The organism is Hydrogenophaga sp. LT287 (assembly GCF_055702805.1).
The window spans coordinates 1-4,488 of the sequence record NZ_JBVPZC010000061.1 but is presented as its reverse complement, the minus strand read 5'-3'; the positions used below and the strand labels follow the sequence as shown (position 1 = coordinate 4,488).

Below are 4,488 nucleotides of genomic sequence, written 5' to 3'. Positions count from 1 at the left end.
ACCAGGGAGACGTGGGCATGGTGCTCAATCACGTCGCTCACCCAGATCTATTTGGCGCGGCTTACCGTACCCAGCGATTGGTGATATTCGGCAACACCCAACACCCACTCGCGCAACGGGCCACTCTCAAACTGCGTGATCTGCAGGGTCAGAGGTTCGTCATCCGAGAGGAAGGATCGACGACCAGACGCGTGTTTGAACAAGAACTAAAGGAGCGAGGCGTCGAGGTGCAGGTGGCTCTGGAGATGGGCAGCCGCGAGTCCGTTCGAGAGGCGGTGGCGGAGGGGCTGGGCCTAGGCGTCGTGGCGGAAACAGCCTACAGGCCGGATCCTCGCCTTGTTAAGTTAACTATTTCAGACACCAGCATGGCGACACAGGTGCACTTCATCTGTAGAAAGGAGCGGCATCAAGCTCCACTGATCTCGATCTTCCTGGGTTTGGCGCATAGCGTAAGTCAGAAAATTGCCTAGGTATGGAACTTGGATTCCATGCAGCCGTGGGGCATGGGACCGAGGGGCAACTGTTCGCCTGTAGGCCGACTTAAGTTAAGGGTTGTAGGACGCCCGTAATCGCGCGGCGATCCCATCTTGACTGCGGGGCGCGGTCGTGTATCTGAATATGCGCTGTCAGGCTGACTGCCAGCGGTATGGCAGCAGCTCGCCGATCTGGGTGGCGGGCTGCATGGGCAGGCGTGCCATGACATCGCGCAGGTAGGCGTAGGGTCGTCCCGTTCATGGGGAGACGTGTGCTAGACCATGACTGCAGCTCCCTCGATACCGGTCATCGATGCTGCCGCGCTGCTGGGTGAGCCAATGACAGCTTTGTGCCAGGCACCGTGAACTCAGGTCACGGCCGCGACCGACAGCAACCGCTGCGAAGCAGTCTCCCACCCTCCTTCAATCTCGTTCACTTCCCACCCTCAAACCCTCCGCCGCAAATGGCGCCAGGAACTGCTCACAGCGCTCAGCCGTCGCTACCAGCCACTCGTCATAGACCGACTCCGGCAACACCACAACCATGCGTTTCTCGTCGGTCGGCTTGTGAAACTGGTTCATCAGCGGGTGGGTATCGGCGTTGGTCGTCAGCATGGTGTAGCTGTGCACCCATTCCCCCTGGGGAGACTTCCAGGCAGACCACAAACCTGCAATGCCCATGGGCCGACCGTCTGACCGTTCGATACGAGTGGGAATAGCCTTGCCGCTGCGCCAGTCCGGTTCGTAGATGGCCTGGGCCGGGATGATGCAGTGCTGCGCCCGCTTCCAGGCCTCCCGAAAACTTGGTTTGGTGGCCACCGTCTCGCTGCGGGCGTTGTAGGTACTGCGGCAGATCTTCAGGTCGGTCGCCCAGTGGGGTACCAGGCCAAACAGGCCGGGTAACGCTTCCCTATCAGGCACCGCGTCATCCCCCGAGTCCTTCTCCCTGGGGCGGCGGATCAGCAGGCCGGGGTATCCCGGCCAGAGATCGGTTTTTCCCAAGTCGGCCGGTGGCTCCACCTGGAACACCTTTCGCAAGACCTGGACGTCCCGCACGCCTTCGTAGTGACTGCACATGGTTCCATCCTATGCGCGGATTCGCGCCGGTTTTCTGTGAAGCATTCCCAAGGGATGGGCTTGGCCTCTATACTGTTATTATGTCCAGTATTGTAGAAGATCACCTGTTGTCACCCATGTTCCCTGGTGCAGCGTCAGGAAGCTGCAGCCCACCGAGGCCCTTGGCCGAATGCCCACTTCCCGCTTTCCAACTTGAATCCCGGATTCGGGCGGGTTTTCCGTCGCCGGCGGAGGACTTCCAGGCCAAACGCATCGACGTGCTCGAACACCTGATCAAACATCCACAGGCCACCTACAGCATGACGGTGCGGGGTGAGTCCATGCGTGAGGCGGGCATCTTCGATGGGGATGTGCTGCTGGTGGACCGGGCAATCAAGCCCAGCCACGGCCAGATTGTGGTGGCGGTGGTCGATGGGGACTTCACCTGCAAGCAGCTCTGGCAACGCGGGGGGCGGCTGAAGCTCAAGGCTGCCAACCCGACCTTCGCCGACATCGTGCCCACCGAAGGCCAGACGGTCGAGGTGTGGGGCGTGGTGATCGCGGCGATCAAACAGTTCAAACGCTGAAGCCGGCGAACCTTGGTTGAGCGTGCTGCATGGCTTCCTCGCTGTATGCCCTGGTCGATGGCAACAATTTTTATGTCTCTTGCGAGCGTGTGTTCCGCCCCAGCCTGAGCGGCAAACCGGTGGTGGTGCTTTCCAACAACGACGGTTGTGCGATTGCCCGCTCCAACGAGGCCAAGGCCCTGGGCATTGCCATGGGGGCTCCCTGGTTCAAGATCCGGCATCTGGCGGAATCCCAGGGGCTGGTTGCACTCTCGGCGAACTTCCCGCTGTACGGAGACCTAAGCGACCGCATGATGAGCCTGGTGGCCGGGCTCGGTCACCGGCAGGAGATCTATTCCATCGACGAGTCGTTTGTGGATCTCTCGGGTATCCGGGGTGACCTGGTCCAACGCAGCCGGGTGATCCGCGAAAGGGTGTTGCAGTGGGTGGGCATCCCCTGCTGCATCGGCATCGGGCCGACCAAGACCCTGGCCAAGCTGGCCAACCACATCGCCAAGACAGCCGAACGCAAACCCGGCAGTTACCCCGCCGAACTGGCCCAAATCTGCAACCTGGCTGCACTGGAACCAACAGCACGAGATGTGGTGCTGGCGGCCACGCCGGTCGAGGAAGTCTGGGGCGTGGGTCGTCGCATTGCCGCACAGCTCAAAGAGGGTGGCATCCACACGGTGCTTGCTCTCGCCCGCATGGACCTGGCCACGGTACGCCAGCGCTGGTCGGTGGTGCTGGAGCGCACGGTGCGTGAGCTGCAGGGGCAGTCCTGTGTGGTTCTGGGGTCTCCTCGTTTTCAGTGCAATAAGTGACGGTACGCAAAGCTAGCACTGGTGCGGGGGTGGTCTGGGTAGACCGTTGATTTCATTGACTTTCCTGTTCGCTTTGTAAACGGGTATGGTGGCCTCCCACTTTTGAGGTTCACGATGCAGGGTTGGCACACAACGTTTTTGGGGATGCGTGGGCTCCCCCGCGATATCAGCGACTTCGAGATGAAGGCATTTTTCACCTTCGATGGTGCCGAGCGCGACGCAATCAATGCACGCCGAGGTGATTCCCACAAGCTTGGTCTGGCGCTCCATATTGGTTTCCTGCGCATGAGTGGGCGTTTGCTCGGTGCCTTTCGGGTAATTCCAGTAGCCTTGTGGCGCCACCTTGGCAACGAGCTTGGCATTGCAGCACCAGAAGTCGCCTCGCTGAGAGCCATGTATGAACGCGGGCGCACGCTATTCGATCACCAACAAGTAGCCTGCACGGTCCTTGGATTCCAGTGGATGAGCGAGCACCAGCGCCGCTCACTGGTACGTGAACTGCGCGACGAAGTGGCGCGCTGCGCCGACCGCGATCAGCTACTCGTGCGGGCGCGTCAATGGCTGTACAAGAACAAGCTGGTGATCGTGCACGAGCGGGCAATTCGGACACTGATTGCGGCGGCACTTGCCCAGCTTGAAGTTGAAACAGGCACCGCCATCGCCGCCAGCGTTGATCCAGCAACACTTGATCGCTGGCGAGCCTCAGTTTCAGAGCTGCGCCCAGATGGACAAACCCAGCAGAGTTGGCTATGGGCTGCACCGGCGAAACACTCAACCCGCCAAATCAGCGAGGTACTGGAGCGCATCGACCTGCTTTACACGCTGGACGTTCATAAGCACCTGGCAGACATCCCCGATCTCATCTTGCGCCGCTACGCGCGCCGACTTGTCTCCAGGCCGCCCTCAGCCGGAGCCAAGATCAAAGAGCCAGCGCGCACCGTGGAGGTCGCATGCTTTCTTCGGTATTGCCTGTTCACCACCACAGACCAGTTGATCCTTATGGTGCAGCGCCGGATCGCCGATCTGTGGCGTCAGGCTGCCGCCGATGTCCCCGCTACCGTCAATTGGGCCGCAATGTACAAAACGCTGCTCGGCGAACTTGTTGCCTTGAGCGCGCAAGGTGCGGTGCCAGATGCTGAGTTGCGTGCCCGTCTTGAAGCCTTGATCACCGAAACCCAGAAACGCAAACCACCGAGCAGGGCCTCCCTGGTCCGCGAGGGATTGATTGATGGAATTCGCCCCGTGCGGTCGTTGCTCGTCGCCATTGCAAAGCTGCCCTGGCAGGCCACCGGCGAGCATCCTGCCATCGAGTACCTTGCCAAGCTGCAAGCTTTATATCTCAAAGGATCCAGAAAGCTGCCAGTTGAAGTGGTGGCACCAAGTCTGGGAATGATCTGGCAGGTTTCGATCTCCAGCCCAGACCGGGAACGGGCGTTTCAGGCGTTGGAGGTGGCCACCCTGTTTGCCCTGCGCCGCGCGGTGCGCAATGGCTCGGTCTGGATTGAGCACAGCCTGAGCTTTCGGGGTCGTGCGCGCTTGTTCTTCACGGACGAGCGTTGGCAGGCAGAG

General features: G+C 60.7%; 3 protein-coding genes and 3 pseudogenes. 4 read left to right on the top strand and 2 right to left on the bottom strand.

The genetic code is table 11. The features are described 5' to 3' along the window. Window positions 1-470 (top strand): LysR substrate-binding domain-containing protein (locus tag AC0GNR_RS19300; protein ID WP_472902174.1); only part of this gene is annotated, 470 nt, incomplete at its 5' end. 156 nt (window positions 471-626) lie between these two features. Here the strand turns inward: AC0GNR_RS19300 and AC0GNR_RS19295 are convergent. Both AC0GNR_RS19295 and AC0GNR_RS19290 read right to left on the bottom strand, forming a co-directional pair. Beyond that, window positions 627-722, bottom strand: a pseudogene (locus tag AC0GNR_RS19295) (transposase domain-containing protein); the annotation flags it as partial. Window positions 723-896: 174 nt separating this feature from the next. After that, on the bottom strand, window positions 897-1,550 hold the full coding sequence (locus AC0GNR_RS19290; RefSeq protein WP_472902369.1) for an SOS response-associated peptidase: 654 nt from the start codon (window positions 1,548-1,550) through the stop codon (window positions 897-899). A gap of 116 nt (window positions 1,551-1,666) precedes the next feature. On the opposite strand from AC0GNR_RS19290, the gene AC0GNR_RS19285 reads away from it, so the two are divergent. The 3 genes and pseudogenes from AC0GNR_RS19285 to AC0GNR_RS19275 all read left to right on the top strand — a co-directional run. After that, entirely contained in the window at window positions 1,667-2,116 is a 450-nt protein-coding gene (locus AC0GNR_RS19285; RefSeq protein ID WP_472902370.1) for a LexA family protein, read from the top strand. Between the two features lie 41 nt (window positions 2,117-2,157). Continuing rightward, window positions 2,158-2,889, top strand: a pseudogene (locus tag AC0GNR_RS19280) (Y-family DNA polymerase); the annotation flags it as partial. Window positions 2,890-3,033: 144 nt separating this feature from the next. Then, a pseudogene (locus AC0GNR_RS19275) lies at window positions 3,034-4,488 on the top strand (Tn3-like element IS1071 family transposase); the annotation flags it as partial.